At 68.0% G+C, this 241-nt stretch carries 1 protein-coding gene; it reads left to right on the top strand.

Annotated features, from left to right (window positions below; all coding sequences use genetic code 11):
- Nucleotides 1-241 (top strand): DUF2968 domain-containing protein (locus ACP7FG_RS13170; RefSeq protein ID WP_439226656.1); only part of this gene is annotated, 241 nt, incomplete at both ends.

The raw sequence follows: 241 nt of genomic DNA, 5'->3' as shown, positions 1-241 counted from the left end.
CGGTGACCGAAAAGCTGATCAGTGCCAACGAGACGCGCCTGAACGCGCTGCAGAACGACCTGACCATGCAGCGCCAGCAGGAGCAGCAGGTGGCGGCCCGCCAGGAGCAGGCCCGCCAGGAAGCCGCCGCGCTGGCCAACGAGCGGCAGGCCGCGCGCGAACAGCTCAACACCCTCCAGCGCCAGATCCGCATGCTGGAAGAGCAGCAGACCAAGCTCGTCACGCTGTTGGCGCTGTCGAG

This window comes from Idiomarina sp. ST10R2A5 (assembly GCF_051842325.1).
Classification (GTDB): domain Bacteria; phylum Pseudomonadota; class Gammaproteobacteria; order Enterobacterales; family Alteromonadaceae; genus Idiomarina; species Idiomarina abyssalis.
This window is presented reverse-complemented; position numbering and strand designations above follow the sequence as displayed.